The sequence below is a fragment of the Domibacillus enclensis genome, assembly GCF_900156125.1.
Lineage (GTDB): Bacteria > Bacillota > Bacilli > Bacillales > Domibacillaceae > Domibacillus > Domibacillus enclensis.
Map to the genome: position 1 here is coordinate 191519 of NZ_FTLX01000007.1, position 19359 is coordinate 210877.

The window sequence follows — 19359 nt, forward strand, 5'->3', positions numbered from 1 at the left end:
TCTCGTATGCCTTCTGAAAGTGTATACTGCATACCTTTTCATGTCAAAATTAGTGATGGGGAAAACGCTGTTCACTAAAGCGGTGAAAAACACCGAATGATATGTACGCCAGCACAACCGCTGAACAAAATGGAAGCAGGAACGGGTAAATAGACCAAATATAAACGAGTGTGAACGTGATGCCGGCTGTCATGAAAACCGAAAGTGGCCGAATAGCTGTCATAACAAGGGCGTTTTTGATGATGTGTACCGTTTTGAGATGGAAGTGAACCTGAAAAGCAAAGAAAAAAAGTGTCCAAGCTGAAAGCCAGCCACTGATCAGCCAGAACACCACGAGCGGGAACGAGCTTGACTGAGCCAGCCAGCCTGTCCAGACAATGGTAAAAAACACGCCGCCCGTCAGGCTCTGCCAAACGTTTTCTTTAAAATAACGGAAAAAGGCCCACGCCGGCTCGTCCTCCTGCAGCACCCACTTCCGCACGACCCCGAATAAAGCAGCCGTAGAAGGAAACAGCAGAAGCGGCACGAGCACAAGCAATGCCCCAATCCCGGCTTCAAGCTGGCCACCGTTCATTAAAATGTCCATCACAATAAAGAAAAGCGGCGCGTTGCATAAAAACCAAAGTAAATTAACGCCCGCTCCTTTTGTCAGCCAGCCCGCCACCCGGTGTACACTGCCAAGCATGCCCCCCATCTGCATACGATCTCCTCCATTCAAATTGTACCGGCTCATGGGCCGGAATCTTCACAGACCATTCTGTTCCTGCCCCTTCGTTCATTAACCAGCCCTGCTGGCGAATGTGAAAGACGACCTCCTGCTCCATTTCAGACTGGATAACGAGATAGATGCGTCCGATTTGTGCATCCCATTCAAGCTGACGCACCGTCAGCTGGCCACGGCACCGCATTCCCTTCACTGTTCCCTTTTTCATCTCCTCCGGCAGTGCCGGCAGCAGTTCAATACGGCCAGGCAATGAAAAAAGAACGGTCTGATGAATCAGCTCAGGAAAAGCACCGTTTGCATCGACGTTAAACACTTCATGGTGATCGTAATGCGCTGTCATAAAACTCGGATACACGGCACCGCCCGCCAGCATCATCTTCATACTATCGGCAATAACATCTCCCCGCCCGAGCCTGGCTGCACAAAGTGCTGCATGCATACGACCGTGTGAGGACGTGTCCGCAGCCGGATTATACAGCCAATGCTTCAGCTTGTTTTCAAACGTTTTCTTCGCTGCGCTCCATAACTCAGGGGTTTCCTCCGGTGAGAAAGCATAGCTTTGGAACAGCGGATACAAGTGTGAAAAGTGACGGTGGTTATGATTTTCCTCGTGATCAGCCACCGCCCATTCTTTTAAAGATCCGTCTGCATCCAGCAAATAAGGCGGCAGCTTCCCGAGCAATTCCTGCCATCGCTGAACATTGACTCCCTCGACCCCGAGCTGGCTGCAGGCGGTGATTGCGTTCGTCAGCAGCTCCTGTAAAACCGCAATGTCCATCGTACTGTTTGCTGCAATCCCATTTTCAGCTGAATAAGACGGGAGAAAAACAAGCTGTCCCTTTTCTTCAAACAAGAAGTCTTCATAAAACAGAATCGCTTCTTTCATAAAGGGCAGCGCATGATCCTGTAAATACGCACGATCCCCTGTATACACATAGTATTCATAAAGCCAGTGGGCCAACCAGCCGGCGCCGCATGTCCAAAAAGCGCCGAAAAACGTATCGCATTCCCTATCCCCCCAGCTAGAGTCGCCCCAGTGAAGATGGCGGCCGTTTGACGAAGCGCACACGCCAGACAAAATCCCCCGGCAGCCAAACATTTGCCGCGCGTTATACCGAAAATCGTCCATATATGATTCCAGCAGCTTTGTGTATGGCTCCATGCCATGCAGCATATTGCCGCTGAATACAGAAGCCATCGCCAACTGCACATTCGTATCCATCGTGTAGTCTGACGACCAGGGAGGATCAAATGTGCCTGTCCAGATGCCCTGCAGGTTCGGTGGCCGCGCACCTGCACTGCATAAAAACATATATCGGCCAGCATCGTAGCACTTTTCAATGAGCGCCGGATGCAGAAGGCCTGTTTCCTTCACTTCCTGCAGCAGCGCTTCTCCCGTCCAGCTTCGCCGTTCTCCTCCATTTAAATCGAGAGAGGCTTTGAAAAAAAGCGCTGCATGCTCCCTTTTGTGCCGCTCAAAGCATTCTTCGTATGTTCCTTCTGGAAATGGCTTTATTCGTCCCGTTTCAGGTGCAGCGGTGATCTTCAGCACAATTTCCTCTGCCCCGCTAATCACAAGCTGTCCCTTCTCAAGCTCTGATGCGCCATTATGCTCGACCCGAATCCGGCTTTTATAGCCGCCGCCATGTGTATACGTGTGCACGCCGCTCCACTCAGTCGCCTTGTATGCGAACTCTGTGTGTAAAAGTGGATGGTCCTCTTCTTCAATGAACAAGCGGACTTCCGGCATAGGACAGTCTGATGAGATGTTCAGCAGCACACAGCCATCTGGACGCGAGACAAACAGCTTTCGCTCAGAAGCACCGCTAGAAGACCGGATTTCCCCCGTTGCGAAATCCACCGAACGGCAGTATGCTTCCGCCCCTGCTCCATCGTCCTGTTCGATGACAAGCGTTAAAGCAGGATGGAACGGATCCGTGTTCACAATGGTATGACCCAGCTCCTCGCCTTTACGGATAAAATAATCATGGCCAGCCCGGTATCCTTGTGAGCGGCTGATCGTGCGCACATCGTCCAGGTAGGGCGCCATATCAGGGATGTGATTCGGGCTGCCAAGCGGCAAAAACAGCTCCGCATGAGTGAAAACAAATTTTTCCTGCTCCGGCGGTCCATATTGAATGGCACCCATCTCGCCGTTGCCCGTCATATGACCGAAAGCCCACGTATCGGCCGGTGTTAAGCTGTGCGTTCCGTGTCGTGGAATCATCTCGGCCCGAATCATGATCCATTCTCCTTTAAAACGGCGACACCGTAAGCCGGCAGACAAATCGCGCCGTCGTACACGCGGCCGTCCAAAACATTCGTATACGCTTTGTGCAGAGGCACCGCTTGTTCTTCAGCTGAATGGTTCAGCAAAAAGATGAAGGATGTGCCGTCCTTCTCGCGCGCTGTTACTTCTACTTCCGCTGGTGCCGTCCGGCCAAGAAGCGGTTCAATACCACGGGATGCGCACAAGTCCGCTGCCAGCCGCTCCATAAACCGCTCGTCCATACTCGCAGCGACATACCATGCTTCACCTTGCCCAAAGCGGTTTTTCGTCAGGGCCGGCATCCCTTTATAAAAATCACTGCCATATACAGCAGCAGCGTCTGCCCCTTCCAGATGAATCAAGTCACACAAAACCGACGCCTTATATACACTTTCGTCGCCTGACAGTATGACGTCGTTTGTTTTGCCCGGCGGCAGTGAGTCGATTTCCTCCACCCAAATGCCGAGGAGCGCACGCAGACTGCCCGGATAGCCACCCGTCACCACAAGGTCATGCTCGTCGACAATGCCGCTGAAAAACGTCGTGACAAACAGACCTCCCTGCTCGGTAAACGCTTCAAGCTTCTCCGCCATTCCTTTCTTCACCATATACAAAACAGGCGCTATCACAATCGCATAGCCGCTCAAGTCATCTTCCGGACTGATCATGTCAACCGGTACGTTGCAGCGCTGAAACGCTTTATAGTAGTTAAACACTTCATCCACATACTTTAAGTCACGGCTCGGACCGCTTGACAGCTCAATCGCCCACCAGTTATCCCAGTCAAACACAATCGCCGCCTTTGCTGGTGACGTCGCGTGAACCAGCGTATCTCCCAGCGCCGAAAGCTCTTCACCGAGCGCGGCGCATTCACGGAAAACACGCGTATGCTCGTGCCCGGCGTGGTCGATGACAGCTCCGTGGAATTTTTCACATGCCCCGATGGACCGGCGGATTTGAAAAAACATTACCGTATCCGCCCCGTGGGCAATCGCCTGCCAGCTGTGCAACCGCATTTCACCCGGTCGCTTTAACGCATTATAGGGATGCCAGTTGGTTACACTCGGCGTTTGCTCCATCAGCATAAACGGCTGTCCCTGCTTTAATCCGCGCATTAAATCGTGGCTCATTGAATTCAAAAGTGGAGAAGACCCGACCTCCGGGTAGCTGTCCCATGACACAATGTCCATTTCTTTCGCCCATTTCTGGTAGTCAAGCGGCTTATACGTACCCATCAGGTTCGTCGTCACCCGAATGTCCGGTGTCCATTTTTTTACGATATCGCGCTCCAGTCGGAAGCAGTCCAGCATGCTGTCAGAATTGAAGCGGCGGTAATCTAGCGAGATGCCTTGAAACGCTGTGTAATCGGCATTTCCTAAATGCTCGCTCAAATTATTCGGTACGACAATTTCATCCCAGCTGTAAAACGTATGGCCCCAGAACGCGGTATTCCACACACGGTTCAGCTCCTCAAGTGAGCCGTATTTCTCCTTCAGCCAGATGCGAAACGTTCGTTCACACTGATCACAGTAGCAGTCGCCGCCGAATTCGTTCGAGACATGCCAGAGCAGGAGCGCTGGATGGTCATGATAACGCTCCGCAAGTCTCTCCACAAGCGCGCCGGCAAATCGACGGTAGGACGGACTGTTCGGGCACGAGTTGTGCCTGAGCCCGAACTTCCTCTTATGTCCGTCGAAGTCTGTCCGCAGCACGTCTGGAAAACGGTTTGCCATCCAGGCCGGGTGGACCGCCGTCGCTGTGGCCAGACAGGCAAACCGGTTTTCAGCAGCCAGCATATCCATCACGGCATCAAGCGCAGTGAAGTCATACGTGTCTTCGTCCGGCTGCAGCATCGCCCAGGCAAACACGTTCACTGTCATGATGTCCATGCCCGCGAGCTTCGTCAGCCGCATGTCCTCTTCCCAAATGTCCCTCGGCCACTGCTCCGGATTATAATCGCCTCCGTACAGCACTTTGGTTACTTTTTCATGAATCATGCCTCCGCTTCACCGCTTTCGTTCAGCGTGATTGTCGCCTGTTCCGCCGTTAAAACAACAAACATTCCGCCACCGCCTTCCGGTTTGCCGCCTTCCACACTTTCCACAGCCGACTCATGATGCAGCTGGACCGTGCAGCCGGACAATCCCTTTGTTTTCACCACAAGAGAACGGCCTGTACGCGATACGCTGGCTCCGCCTGCTTTCACGCCGTCTTTTGTCCAGACGTCCGCTTGCGCTGTTTCTCCGTCCTGCAGGTCAAACACATGCAAGGTTACATTTTTCGTGAAGTCATACTCTGCCGTTTGTTCTTCTGCTCCGGTAATGAGCAGGGACGACCCTTTCACAAGAAGCGGCAATGTCATATAGCCGTGTGTTTCTTTATACCAGCGGCCGCCGGCAACCTTGTCTCCGGTTAAATAATTCGTCCAGCTGCCTTCCGGAACGTAGTAGCGCGCAGTCCCTTTATCGTTGAAAATTGGCGCCACAAGTAAGGCCTCGCCGAGCATGTACTGGCGGTCGAGATAATAACACGTCTCATCCTCCGGGAATTCCAGCACCATCGGACGCATCATTGCCACACCCGTTTTCGTTGCTTCACAGGCATGGGCAAACAAGTACGGCATCAAGCTGTTTTTCAGCTTCGTAAAGCGGCGCGCGACATCGACCGCTTCTTCTCCGTACTTCCATGGCACCTTGTATTCTGTACTGCCATGGTAGCGGCTGTGCGAAGACAGCAGACCAAACTGCGTCCAGCGTTTAAATAAATCCGGTGTCGCTCCGTGCTCGAACCCTGAAATGTCATGGCTCCAAAAGCTGAAGCCCGATAAGCTGAACGACAAGCCGCCGCGCAGCGTTTCCGCCATGGAACGGTAATTGGACCAGCAGTCGCCTCCCCAATGAACAGGGAATTTCTGGCTCCCGACTGTCGCCGACCGGGCAAAAAGAGCCGCTTCGCCTTTTCCTTTTTTGCGCTCCAGCAGGTTAAAGACCGTTTCGTTGTACAAGTACGTGTAGTAATTGTGCATTTTATCCGGGTCCGCTCCGTTATGATACACAACGTCTGTTGGAATCCGCTCGCCAAAGTCTGTTTTAAACGAATCAACGCCCATGTCCATCAGTACACTCAATTTCTCTTCAAACCAGCGGCACGCGTCCGGATTGGTGAAATCGACGATCGCCTGGCCCGCCTGCCATTTATCCCACTGCCAAACCGAGCCGTCCCCCCGCTTTAAGAAGTAGCCTGCCTTCATTCCTTCTTCAAAAAGCGGCGACTTCTGGCCAATGTACGGGTTGATCCAAACGCAAATTTTTAGCCCTTTGTCCTTTAAGCGCTTCAGCATGCTTTCCGGCTCCGGGAACACCCGGTCATCCCACTCGAAATTGCACCATTCAAACTCTTTCATCCAGAAGCAGTCAAAATGAAACACATCAAGCGGGATATCTCGCTCTATCATTCCATCCACGAACTCATTCACGGTATCTTCATCGTATTCGGTCGTGAACGACGTGCTCAGCCACAGCCCGAATGACCACGCAGGCGGTAATGCCGGCTTGCCCGTTAACGCAGTGTATTTCGTCAGCACTTCCTTCATCGTCGGGCCATAAATAACGTAGTATTCTAGCGACTCTCCTTCGACACTGAACTGCACGTTCGACACTTTTTCCGATCCGACTTCGAATGACACATTTTCCGGCTGATTCACAAATACTCCGTATCCTTTATTGCTCATATAAAACGGAATGCTTTTGTACGCCTGCTCACTGCCCGTGCCACCATCTTCATTCCAAATATCAATCGTTTGTCCGTTTTTCACAAACGGGGCAAAGCGCTCACCGAGACCGTAAATCAGCTCGCCCACATCAAGCGACAGCTGCTCTCGCATATATGTTTTTTTGTTATCGCTTACAATATAACTCATGTTTCTTGACCCTGTTTCCACTAAAAGCTCATCACCGCTTTTAAACTGAACCGACCAGCCGGATTTATTGACAACAGTCTGCAAACGGCCGCTTTGAAAGGTGAACGCCTCATCGGTTTCCGTCGTTTGAAACGGCGTCCCTTCTGCTTGAACAGCAAAGGTCGGATATTCTTTCACTCTTCCCTTATGATGAATCATCTTCACACCGACTACGTCCGCTGCCGGCGCGGTCAGTTCAATCGTCATCATGCCGCCGTCCAGTGTATTTCCCCGGTGTACAATCGGAACAAACGGTGCATATAAAGTTGCGCGATCGCGCTGTACGTCTGCTTCATGAAGCTGTGCCGGATAGTGCATCGTAAATCCTTCACGGTCCATCCAGTTGCCATTGCTGAATTTCATCGGTTATTCCTCTTTTCTTTCATGTTTTGGTAAGTATACCAACAAAGAAAAGCGCTTTCACCCCGATTTCTTTCATACAAAATCATGTCACTTTTAGCGATTGCTCATATGAACGGCAACAAGACCGCCAACCGAATCGACTGGCAGCCTTCGCACATGATTAAAGAAAAACAGCCGCTACAGAATACAGGAGCAACCTTTACAGTAAATATCTCCAGCAGCAGAAGCATTCGCACAGCTTGTTTTGACATCCATTGGTACTGGCAAGGAAGTTAGAGAAATTCAATAGTTTAGGCGGATTTGCAGAAAACAATTCTTCTTACTTATGAAGAATCATTTGATCCGTTTCGATAAATCCGATTGATTCATATAATTTCCTGGCCTGATCGCTCGCTAGCAAACGCACAGTTTGTATGTCCCGATCGAAAAGCCATTCGAGAACAGCGTTCGTTAGCTCTTTTGCATAGCCCTGTCTTCTAAACTGTTCTTCGACGTAGACATCACCAATAAAACCATACTGAGGCTCGCGATAAAAGCAGTACGGGAGATCTTCTTTGATGAAAGCACCACCACAGGCGATTAGCTGACCTTCATGTTCAATCACAAAGTGTTGAGCTTTTTCTTTTTCATACATATCTCGATAAACTGATTGGACCTTTTGAATGAAGTTTTCCCCGAGAACATGCTCCATCCCTGTCTCTTTGAACATGTTCAATTTTAGTTGTGCAATTGTTGAAATATCAGACACATTTGCTTTTCTTATCACGTGATCCACTCCCTCACTAAAACAGTTGGTTGGTTTTCGTATCCTTTCTGGGAAAAGCTACAAGTCTAGAGCCAGCCGAATCATATCTCTGCAAGGAATACCGTTTTCAACTATGTCTTCCGGGTAGTGCTTCACGAAAAAATCCCGGTCAACACCTGTTATCCTAAACCCGCATTTCTGATACAGGGCCAGCTGTCCAATGCCTGAATTTCCGGTCCCCACTTCAATAATTTTATAGCCATCTTCCTGAGCTGTTCGAACAGCATGCCCAATCAGCGCTTTGCCGAGCCCCTTTCCCTGCTGGTCCGGTAAAACAGCTACGTTCACCAGCTCGACGGTTTCGGGTCTGGTCGGCAGCAGCACATATACACCGACCACACGATTATCATTTTCAGCCACAAAACACGCGCCTCTCCCTATATATCCTTTAATGATTTTCTCGGACGGATCAGCTAACAGCAGCAAATCTATTGGCGGCTTTTCACCCTCGTTCAGTTTTCTGATCTTCATGCTTACCTCCTCGAAGACCTTATCCTATACCAATGTCTTATTACTTTTGAATGTCCTTACACGTTTATATGCCCTTCTAAATACGTGACTGCTTCTCCGGACATTTTAACCTTTTCTCCTAAATCCGCACAGTAGAGCTTTCCGCCTCTTTCTGACACCTGCAAAGCCGTCAATTCACGTTTATTCAATTTTTTCTTCCAATAGGGGATCAGCGTGCAATGGGCAGAGCCGGTGACGGGATCTTCATCCACACCTGCTTTCGGTGCGAAAAACCGTGACACAAAGTCTACCTCTTTTCCTTTCGCTGTTGCGATGACACCAAAGGCATCAAGTTTTTTCAATTCCTCCATGTTTAATTCAAGATCCAACACGTCCTGCTCTGTTTCAAAAACGGCCATATAATCTCTGGATTTCAATACTTCCTTAGGTGCTTTGCCCAACCCCTTTACTAACGACTCGGGGATCTCGTCGCATTTTTCGCCTTCTCTGGAAGGAAAAAGAAGTGTAAACAAGCTGCCCTCCCTCGATACCTCGAGAAGCCCGCTTTTTGTTTGAAAGGCAATATCCTTTCCCTCATGATCCAAATATGTACAGATGACGAACGCCGTGGCCAGCGTGGCATGGCCGCACAAGTCAATTTCTCCCTTTGGCGTAAACCATCTTAATTCATAGCCGCTGGGTGCCTGAACAAAAAAGGCCGTTTCAGACAAGTTATTTTCCGTTGCGATCTTTTGCATAACATCCTCGTTTATCCACTCCGGTAACGGGCACACTGCCGCAGGGTTGCCTTTGAATTGTTCATTTGTGAATGCGTCAATCTGATAAATCGGGATCCTCATCTAGATCGTCTCCTTACAATAGATTTCAGCTATCGTACCATGCACAAAAAAGCCACACAATCTAAATATTGAATGGCATACAAAAAACCGAACCCCTCGTTGATGAGGGATTCGGTTCCGATTTCTTTATAAACAAGGCGGCTTAAATTTAACACCACTTTTTGTAGGTTTGGAACAAAGTCTGATCAAAAGCACTACACGAGGTTGCATTTTATCGCAAATAAAAAAGAATCCATTTTGAAAAAAGTTTGATCAAAATGGATTTCTCTAGGACTAATTTAGATTTAGTTTTTATAAAAAAGTTTGATTAAAATGGGTTGTTAGAATTATCTCCTTAGCTTCATTGCATGATAAATGTCAGTTCCACTGTTAAAATAAACAAAATAATCAATTCCATGCAGCTGATATTCACAATGAATAAAAGGCTCTCTGTACTTCTCGAAATCCTGATTTACATATGTAGAGAAGCCTATCTCTTAAGCCAATATCGGAAAATAGCTACCAATCTCCACACCCCGAATTATAGAAAAATCTTGAAAATCTTCTTCTAACATGTCTTGGTAATCAATCTCGCCACTGCAAAAGCGGTAGCGCGCAATTACTGAATACAGCCACTCATTTGGATATGGGTTAGTGAAGAATAGTAGCATATGTAACCGCTAGAATAAAGTGGTTCTTACGCAAATTCGGTGATAATATATATCCGGCATTCTAGCGTCTATCCCCTATTTTTGTGAAATAGTTTATGGCCCGAGAAGCAGCCTTTTTCTCAAAAGAGGAAAGCTGGCCCGGCCATACATCATGCGTTTGATTGTTTTGAGCCGATTTACATGCCCTTCTACTACACCATTACTCCATGGTTCTTGAACACTATTGAGAACAGCGGGCAGGTCCTGGCGCAATCCGGTAATGAAAGAGTGAATAAATGAAAAATGACTTCTTTCATATCGTTCTATCCACTCTATCAAGTCTGAAGGATTTTTTGAGTAAAAAAGCTGGCGGAAAGAAAAGACTAGTTCATCCAAAAGCAAGATATCCGGAAAAGTCGCTAGCAGCTGGGGATGAATGTGCTTGAAATAAGCTTTATGGCTAGGTATAGTGAAATTCCACATCATGCTAAGGAGCTTTTGGCGCAAATAAAGAGGCTTCGCTCTCTTCTCTTTGAGGCACCTTCGTTCTGTTGCAATCATCGTGTTTAAAGTAGAAGTGGAGCCTTTATAACCACGAGCCCGGCATGCGGCTTCAATATGCTTGGCTTTCTGTTCTTTTTGGATCAGTGCGCGAATAAGCGACCGGTATTCATCATAAAAAGGTTCCCGTTTATGAGAAGGTTTTTGAAACGTCTTTAAGTCTTGATAGACTGTATTTCGAGAAATATTTATCAATCGGGCAATGGCCGCGATGGAATAGTTCTGACTAGCCATTTCCTGTACAGCCTGAATCCTCTTCCACCGCTTTTCTTCATTTTGAAGGCGTATAAGATCTGTTTTTCGAAGAAAAAATTCCTGATTCTGTTCTTGGTTAGAAGAAGGAGGATTTTTTTCTGGCGGTATCCATCTTGAAGGCACATAGTCATAAATAGTTTTTTTTACCGCATCAAACAACTGCTTGAGAATGTGCCATCGATCCCCTACTTGCTTGATATCGCAACACGCTGCTTTAATGGCTTTGGCATATGTTTTGGAGCCATCCCGGCTGACCACCTGAATCTCCGGATACTGTTTCAGCCATGCAGTTACGTCTTCTTTGTTTCTAGTAGGAAGGATATCCAGCAGCTGATGTGAGGTTAAATCCACAATAATTGTTCCGTAAGATGTCCGCTTTTTAAAGGCAAAGTCATCGATTCCGACAAAAGGGAGAAGGGGTTTTTCCTGTTACTTCTATCCGTTTGACAAGCCGCAGAAGCGTATCATGACTCACTTGAATATGAAGCGCCTTACAGGCTTTTTCAGCTGCTAGACAATTCGTAGAAAGCGCCAATTCAGTTAACGTATTTTCAAGACGGACCGTCTTTCGCTTGTATGGATCAGCCCATGACAGTCTTTCTGTAAAAATCTTCTTTGGGCAAGAAGGTTCATCACAAAACCATTTATGCAAGCGAATATGAAAGGAGACCGAACGATCTACGATCGGAAGATCTTTAATTGTACGTATATAACGGCTATGCGCACGGTGTGAAAGCGAATTGCATGAAGGGCATCGGGCAGACGAAGAAGCTGCTTCGATGACGTAAACCAGTTCCTCGCTCGTGATCGATTCGTGACGAATTTCAATAGAATCATCCAAATGAAGGAACGCAGCTACAGAGCCTGTCATGTTAGATCACTCCTTTGGCTTTTTACAGATACTATACCCGAAAAGTACTTATAAGAGGCCTTCACCAAAAATACGTAAGAACCAATTGGGGTTGACGGTTACAGCATATCACTCCCACTAGTTTACCTTCTTAAAAACTACGTAATTAAATCAGATTATTCTTCTCGAAAATGTTTTTCAAGCGAATTACTTTCTTCTGCTCAATCAAATTTGCTAATGCTGTTTCTGCAAGAGAAACAGCTACTCCTGCTGGAGTATGAACAATTCCTATTACTGTAGGAACTACCCAACGTACTGTCTTCATTACACCGTTATCTAAGTAGAAATTCTTTTTTGTAAGTGCATTTATATATTCGGCTTTAAATTTAGCTGGATCATAGTCTTTATAATTAGCTAACAGCTTCCGAATACCTACTGTTTGTTTTCGCAAAGTTAAAATGTCCTCAAAAGACAAATTTAATGTGCGAAGTTCAGGAAGCTCATCTATTTCTATTATTTCAGCGAGGTTTGAGTGTGTTTTATTCAAATCATAAAATTGAGTTTCAAGAACTTGTTGTGTACTGGGATTTCCCGAAAGATTATTAACCTTAGACTTTGCTGCAATTATTTTGAATCCTTCAACCCTTAATATACCAAATCCCATTATTCCAAGCATGATAAATAGATTCGACTGACTCTCATCATCTAAATTAGAATCGATAGTTATAACTCCCTGATTAAACTTTAATTTATAAGAATCAAATATCTCCTCAGATACTAATACAAAGGGAAAATAAGTATGCATAAGTGACTTCATCAACTCGTTATTAGATAATGCACTAAAAATATTCCCTTGATAAGAAGCTGGATTTGTATTTTCTAAACTTATTTCAATAGCGTTTTTATTTATATAAGGGATCGTTTTATTAGAAATGTGCCGACTCTCAGTTGCTTCTTGTATATTTCTCTCAATGTCTGTTCCAGAGGGTAAAATTCTCATTTCAAACTTTCCTAATTTCATATCCTTTGAAGAGCCTTTATCTTGAAGTGCATAACCTACATCATCTATGAAAAAATTAATAATATCTTTATCTAAGAGTTTAAAGTATACCTCCTCTCCTACTAAATTTATTATTGCTTTCACAGTATGTCCTATAGATGCTTTACTCACTGAAAAGTAAATTTTTTCATAAAAAAGCAAGCCTTCTAAGAATTGGGCATAATCAAACTTTATATTCACACCTTTATCTATAGAGATGATATCAAACGTGTCTATTAATAAATAATTTCTCATATTATACATTTCCTCTCCAAGTTTATGATTTCAAATCATGTTTTAATAGCATTGTTTTAATACTCTTTATCTCCCATACATAAAATACCCCTTTAGACAATTATATCCAAAGGGGTGAAACGATGCGACTTTATTTTAAACTGGTACTTAATGTGGGTTTGGAACAAAGTCTGACCCAAAGCGCTACGCGAAGTTGCATTTGGTCGCAAATAAAAAAGATTGATTAAAATATACAGCGCGATCAATCATTCTCTTGTAATTCTTCAAAGGACATTTCACTTGAAAAATTTGCAGTCATATTTACATGTAATCTAGCCATTTCATTAACACTTAAAAAATCTATTCTGCCATTTGGAAGATGCCTTACTTTTAATAAACCCTCGACTGTTCCACTTACTCTATCGGAAAAATGCATTTTTCCTTCTCTCATCAATTCAGCAGTTAGATGAAAATTCCTTTCAAATTCTCTCCTGTTAGTCGGTGTATTCATAGCTGTCATTCTCACTTGTCATTCCTCCTTACCACAACTGAACAATTTCTCTTTTTTCACGGTCTATTATAAAAGCATTTTCATCATTGTAATTTACAAACCATCCTAGTTTCCAACCCAAGCTTCTAATTAAGTTCATCTTTTCTTTAGATATAAGCAATCGTGAACCCTCCCTCAGGGGCATTCCTACTTTACCAAACTCCCAGCTTCTTCCTTCAATCCAACTTTCTCTAATTATATCTTTCTCATTTATACTTGATGAGATATCTAATTCGTTGTTTAAATATGCAGGCGTAAAAGTTCCACCATAATAAGTAGTGTCAAATTCTCCTTTATAAATTAAAGGTATATAGGATGATGTAGTATTTATCTTGCCTTTTGTAAAATCAGGCAAATCATTTACTTTAAACTTTAAAGCCATTACTTCAAGGTCAAATTCATTATTTATGATCTCTTCTTCTTTTCTAGCAAATCCTATAATTTCAACAGACTTCATGCAGTTTTCTTCTGCAGAATATAGAATTTCCGTATAGTGAACGTGCTGATATTTACCCTCAAATAAGAAGTCTTCTGGACTTAAATTACCTAAAACAAATTTCATTATTTCTCTTTCCTTACTCGGCTTACTATTTAATCTAATTTGTTCTGATGGAAATATAGGATTAACTCTACATAAGGCTTTAAATATCTTTGAGGCATCTTCATCATATACCTTTCTTACTAATACCTTGTTAATTGATCTATAAACTTCTGATTTTAGTATTACCGATTGTCCTTGTTTTCGATATGCGCTAACTAGGTAACTATCAATTTTAATCAAATCATCAATACTTAAAGCCTGATTTTTCTCCAAAATACATTGTTGTATCTCTTTATAATTATCTTTGTTCCAACAATTAATTTTCTCTAAAGTAGCGAATATTGGATGTGATTCCCTCCAAAATTTTTCATTTACTTCTATTGAATGTATATCTATTTCAGGCGGTGAAGAGCCATCTATAGTAGAAAGAGACACTCCTCCTAATTCAAGAATTTTCACAAAAGTGTATTTTACGGTAAAATGTTCACACTCTTTTATACGGTCAGTGATGTAACTTTGATTAATATACAACCAAATCGATTCAATATTTTCAAGGGCTAAACTGTATATGATACCCGCACATATTTCTGCTGCAACATTTGTGTTTAAGTTAAAACTATAATCTAAAATAATCGGAACAAAGAAATTAGGATCTATTCTGGTAAGGCCCTTTAAAATTTCTGGTCCCCTATACGGAATATGGCTTGAAGGACTATCTAAAAACCAGATGAAAAGTTGCGCTAATTCAATATTAGAAGACTTTACAAGCTGTTTTTCGTTCAACCAATGATAGTATTCTTTAAGTTCTTCTGGTGGCCTTACCATTAGATTTAAGTGTTCCACTACAACACTTAATATATCTTTTGCCTCTTCTTCATTGAATCTACTTCCTATTAAATCTAATATTTTCTTCACAATTTGCCAGTCATGTGCATATTTTTCTTCTACAATCAGTGATCTTATTGAAATTGCAAACTCTTGTACATCACATATATTTGCTAAATGTTCAAAAGCTTGATTCGCTTCAGAACTAACATTTCCAGACCAAATTTGCCATCCTCCTTCTTGTAATGTCCTTAGCCCTTCAATAAATTTTTCTTTTGCTCCTATATTATTATCCATTTGCATTTCGTCCATTGCTTGAGAGAAAGCTTGATTCGAATTATTAATTGAAGAGCTTTTCCCAAAAGTACCAGGAAGAAAAAAATCTTCTGCTATGTCTTTACTCTCTTCATGATCTGAAGACATTGGTGGAACTTCTGCACCTTCCTCACTATCCTGAATTTCTTTTGAACCTATTTCCACCTCAATATTATTTTTCTGTATCAATTCTAATAGGTGGTTATAATGTTCAGGCACCATAAAAGATTTAATGGATATCAAAAACGTCTCTCTTTCATTTTTTGTCATATCGGAAATTAAGATTTTCAATAACCTTTTAAAAAGTATTTCTCTACTGTTATCTGTAGAGCTTTTACATATTATATCTCCCATTATCGAGGCAAAACGATCTAAATACCTTGTATCACCAATCAAAAACAGTTCACAAAACCCCCATTTTAGCAAAGGATGCATGTCCGAATTATTTTCCAGAATCTCGAGGATGGCATTCTGTTCTTCTAAGTTTCCTATACCGAATTTGTATCCTTTACCTCTGTCTGTATAATCTATTTGTGGTGATTCTGCTTTTTCCTGAAGTACCTTAGGTAGAGGCAGTACTTGTTCTTTAAGAAATTCCACTGCATTACCTAAATTTCCTATCTTACATAAAACTCCTATAAATTCCTCTTTTTCTACACGTACATATCTTTGAAAAGTCATTTCCCCAGAGGCATGTTCTAAAATACTCGCTATATTAGCCAAATAACTTTCAATTTGATTTGATTGTTGTAGATTTACCAATGAACTTCTTATTAATGACAATTGATCTTCTTTGTACCATGAGGGTCCCATAGAGCTGTTTAATAGTTCTTGAAAAACCCGCTGAGTGCTTCCTTCATTGTCCAAATAAACATATATATTTGATAAGTTAATTAAATCCTCTGTACGTTCCCATCTGTTCTGAACTCCTAGTAAAATATGCTTCTCTAAGCCCTTACTTAAATCATAAATTTTTCTTTTTATACCTTTGATTTTTTTCAAAATCATTATAACTGAGAATATAGCTTCCCTAAATCCCTCAGTATACATCCCTAACTGATTCTCTAAATTATTCATTAAAAAATCTAAGAAGTCATGAACTCTTGTTGGACAGTATTCTTTGTAAAATTCAGCTATTTCTTGATATACATAAACCAAGGTATCTTCGGGAATAAAATAACTTCTATCCCAAGACACTCTTTCTTTCAACTCCAAGCTTAAGCTTGGATACAAAATGTTTTTTATTGTATCTGCTAATTCGTTAAACTTAGTCTCCGTGCCATGGCACCTTGCTCTCCAAGCATTTCCTTTAATAGAGCCTACCAATGAAATAACACTTTCAAGGTAATTTTCCCATGTACTTGGTGTATTGTTCTCTAATTCTGGGTGTTGTTCTCCATAATTAATAAACCCTCGATACTGCCAAAGTGCACTAAATTTATATAATGATTGATAATTTAAATCCACGCCGTTTTTTTCTCTTATAGAGAATGAGTTATTTTCAATAATTACCTCTTGAATTAAGCTTTCAATGATATTAACATCAAACTCATTATCGACGAGCCCCATTAAGAAAATCTCACGGTTATCGTTATTAAAATTAAATTTTTCAAATAAATATTTAGTATCTTTCAACAAGTTTATTTTTCCGGAAAGGTTATTTTTGCTTCCATAAGTCTCTTCCAATTTTAATAATTCTATTAGGGTAAAAAATAAAACCCTAATCATTTTACTATCAATGGGAATACCTTGCTTTTCATAAGCTTCAATGGGTGTATATATATCTTTGTTAAAAATTAAGAACGCCTTCTGATATGAGACTATCGATAAGCAAAAGTCCATATAACTTTCTTGATCATCATCAGCTATATATTCTAATTGCGACAACAAAAATGAATACTCTTTAGAAAATGCATTTCCTGAATTATCTGATTGATATGAAGTTAATATGGCCAATGCTTTGTAATAAGAATCCATAACTTTATATTTTATTTCACCTGATTCCATGGCTAGTATTAACCTTTGTCTTAAAATATGAAAAATTTCCTGAGCTTCTTCATTAGCATGGTTCTCGAGAAATTTAATTAAAAAGTCAATAGCATTATCATCCTCAATAATCAAGAATCCTTGTCTTACTATATATGTCATTGCTTCATTAAACTCTTTTTTCTGAATCAACAAATTAGCAAATTCAGAAGCATACCTGACAAAAAGATTATTGTATCTAAATTTAATTCTTTGAGATAACAGCAACAACCTCATAGTTTCTTTAATCTCTATTTTATTATTCAGTGCGAAATCTATTACCTCATCTAAATCAGAAACTATTAAATCAGGTTTTATATGGTATGTTGTACATTTATCTGCCCAGGTTTGATTACAGTATATTATGGCTTCAATACTTAGATCTTCGGTTTGCCTCAACATGTGATATAAAATATTTTTTATTGAATATAAATGGTTATCTTCCTCTTTACAAAATTTCGTAATTTGATAATGAATTTCTTCACTTATCATCGTTGTCTTATTGACTATAAAGTTAGCAAATGAAGCGTGATAAATGGAAATACCTTGATCTAAGTCTAATAAATATCTTATTTTTGGTGAAAAAATCATCAACATGCTTCCAATATGAGGTGGCAATACTTTTTTTAATATATTTTCATCTACACGCTCTCTTAGCCTTGCGATTGTAGCCAAGGCATATAGTTCATTCGGTTTTTCCTGCAGCCTGTTCCACAAAGATTCGTAATAAACTTCGATATCTCCCCCAATGTAGGGAACTTGATTTAACCATTCAATTATTATTTCTTCATTTTTTAAATGAATGGACTCTTCTAGTAAGTACCTTAAATATAGCGGGTGACCTTCTGACTTAGTTACAATAGCCTCCCTAAGCGAAAACGACAAACTTGTATTACGTAATTTTCTATTAACTATGTATCTTGTTTGACTAACAGCTAAGGGGACAACCTTTACAATGTTACTCTCTTTTATACGAGACTTAAATAAAACAGGTAAAAACTCTTCATTTTGACAAGCAAGAACTATAAAAATATTACTAGGTAACTCTTCTGGTAATAAACTTAAGAAATCTTGAATTTTATTTGAAAAATAGACATCTTCTATTCCGTCAATAAAAATTATTCCTTCAGTTTGACTTTTTGTTAGCTTTTGTGAAAGTAAAGCAAACAATTTTTGTATATCAGCTATCCACTCATGAAGTTTTCTATCTTGTTTAGGCGGCATCTCTACATAAAGTTCATTCCACAAAGCTTTTTCCAACCATTCAGCAAACACTAATTCAGAAGATTTAAAAGCGATTGGTAGACCATCTTGTTTATTTCTTACAAGGTACTTACCAATTACTTTCACACCCGCTTTAATAGGAGTGTATTCCATAACGAATGTACTTTTTCCAGATCCCGGGCTCCCTTTTAAAAATATATAGCCATTCTCTTGCTCATCAAACTTTTTCTCAAGTTCTGTAACTATTGTTTTATTTACTGGTAATTCTATATTTTCTTCACTAGGTTCCAAACCTAGCAAATCAGCATCATTTTCATACTCAATATTATTGCTATCTAGGAATGTTTTAATTTTGAACGTACTAATTGCAGCTATAGTACCGTCTAATTTTTGTAAAATAACTCCTTTAATATGATCTTTGACAATAAGAGGAGCACCTGAAAATCCATCAAATCTTTCAAATTTTTGATTATAACTTAGGTCTGTATCCCACAATAACTGATCATTCTCTATATTAGATCTTAATATTGAACCTGTAAGCTTTGCTCCCGGAGTCCATTTACTCACAGGAAATCCAAATGTCTCCCATATTTCATTCTCGGCAGTTTTAGATACGTTAATATGCAAATACTCATCATTTTCGAGTTCCGTTTCTAATTCCAATAACGCTATATCGAAGTCTGCATTATAATCAAGTATTCTTGCGCATATTTCTTCCCTTAAAGATTTGTTGTAGGGAAAAGAAATAGAAATGTTATTTGAATTATGTTCGGAAACTGTATGTAAAGCAGTCAGTACTCGGTTATTTTTTATTAAAAAACCTGTACCGCTTTCAGTACCACATTCAATCCTGGCTATATATTTTTCTGTTCTCATTTCAAA

At 41.7% G+C, this 19359-nt stretch carries 12 protein-coding genes; all 12 read right to left on the minus strand.

Annotated features, from left to right (window positions below):
* Nucleotides 1–49: 49 nt before the first annotated feature.
* The 12 genes from BW952_RS14920 to BW952_RS14975 all read right to left on the minus strand — a co-directional run bounded on the left by BW952_RS14920 (nt 50) and on the right by BW952_RS14975 (nt 19353).
* Entirely contained in the window at nt 50–700 is a 651-nt protein-coding gene (locus BW952_RS14920; protein ID WP_169714111.1) for a YesL family protein, read from the minus strand.
* The gene (locus BW952_RS14925) at nt 630–2966 is read right to left on the minus strand and encodes a glycosyl hydrolase family 95 catalytic domain-containing protein (protein WP_045852215.1); all 2337 of its coding nucleotides are present in this window, start codon (nt 2964–2966) and stop codon (nt 630–632) included. Before BW952_RS14925 ends, BW952_RS14920 begins: the two co-directional genes overlap by 71 nt.
* Complete coding sequence (locus BW952_RS14930) at nt 2963–4990, minus strand: beta-galactosidase (RefSeq protein WP_045852214.1); 2028 nt, start codon at nt 4988–4990, stop codon at nt 2963–2965. Before BW952_RS14930 ends, BW952_RS14925 begins: the two co-directional genes overlap by 4 nt.
* Complete coding sequence (gene yicI / locus BW952_RS14935) at nt 4987–7314, minus strand: alpha-xylosidase (RefSeq protein ID WP_045852213.1); 2328 nt, start codon at nt 7312–7314, stop codon at nt 4987–4989. The genes BW952_RS14930 and yicI overlap by 4 nt, the downstream gene beginning before the upstream one ends.
* Nucleotides 7315–7633: 319 nt before the next feature.
* A complete protein-coding gene (locus BW952_RS14940) occupies nt 7634–8080 on the minus strand; it encodes a GNAT family N-acetyltransferase (protein ID WP_045852212.1) in 447 nt (148 codons plus the stop codon).
* A gap of 57 nt (nt 8081–8137) precedes the next feature.
* Nucleotides 8138–8590 carry a GNAT family N-acetyltransferase gene (locus tag BW952_RS14945; RefSeq protein WP_045852211.1) on the minus strand — a complete coding sequence of 151 codons (453 nt, stop codon included), beginning with the start codon at nt 8588–8590 and terminating at the stop codon, nt 8138–8140.
* Between the two features lie 56 nt (nt 8591–8646).
* Nucleotides 8647–9429 (minus strand): PhzF family phenazine biosynthesis protein, encoded by a 783-nt coding sequence (locus tag BW952_RS14950; protein ID WP_045852210.1) that lies wholly within the window; start codon nt 9427–9429, stop codon nt 8647–8649.
* A gap of 743 nt (nt 9430–10172) precedes the next feature.
* Nucleotides 10173–11273: an ISL3 family transposase gene (locus BW952_RS14955; RefSeq protein ID WP_139325450.1), complete on the minus strand. Its 1101-nt coding sequence runs from the start codon at nt 11271–11273 to the stop codon at nt 10173–10175.
* Nucleotides 11266–11745 (minus strand): transposase family protein, encoded by a 480-nt coding sequence (locus tag BW952_RS14960; RefSeq protein ID WP_052698536.1) that lies wholly within the window; start codon nt 11743–11745, stop codon nt 11266–11268. The genes BW952_RS14955 and BW952_RS14960 overlap by 8 nt, the downstream gene beginning before the upstream one ends.
* 145 nt (nt 11746–11890) lie before the next feature.
* Nucleotides 11891–13018 (minus strand): hypothetical protein, encoded by a 1128-nt coding sequence (locus BW952_RS14965; RefSeq protein ID WP_045852209.1) that lies wholly within the window; start codon nt 13016–13018, stop codon nt 11891–11893.
* Between the two features lie 241 nt (nt 13019–13259).
* Nucleotides 13260–13517, minus strand: coding sequence for an AVAST type 1 anti-phage system protein Avs1c (gene avs1c, locus BW952_RS14970; protein WP_045852233.1), 258 nt, complete (start codon nt 13515–13517; stop codon nt 13260–13262).
* A gap of 19 nt (nt 13518–13536) precedes the next feature.
* Nucleotides 13537–19353 (minus strand): S1 family serine peptidase, encoded by a 5817-nt coding sequence (locus tag BW952_RS14975; RefSeq protein ID WP_045852208.1) that lies wholly within the window; start codon nt 19351–19353, stop codon nt 13537–13539.
* Nucleotides 19354–19359 lie beyond the last annotated feature (6 nt).